Here is a 243-nt window from a genome sequence, read left to right on the forward strand (position 1 = left end):
CGGGGTGTGGATGTGGTGCTGAACTCCCTGGCGGGGGAGTTCGTGGACGCGTCGTTGCGGTTGCTGGCCGAGGGTGGCCGGTTCGTGGAGATGGGCAAGACGGATGTGCGGGATGCGGGGGAGGTGGCTGCCGGGTTCGGGGGTGTGTCGTATCGGGCGTTCGATCTGATCGAGGCGGCGGGTGCGGACGGGGTCGCGGAGTTGTTCGCGGTGCTGATGCCGTTGTTCGCGGCGGGTGCCTTG

General features: G+C 68.7%; 1 protein-coding gene. It reads left to right on the forward strand.

Translation table 11 applies throughout. The features are described from left to right. Positions 1-12 precede the first annotated feature (12 nt). On the forward strand, positions 13-243 hold a 231-nt coding region (locus KUM38_RS40960; protein WP_374227137.1), incomplete at its 3' end, for a hypothetical protein.

The organism is Streptomyces sp. AC558_RSS880 (assembly GCF_019049255.1).
Classification (GTDB): Bacteria; Actinomycetota; Actinomycetes; order Streptomycetales; family Streptomycetaceae; genus Streptomyces.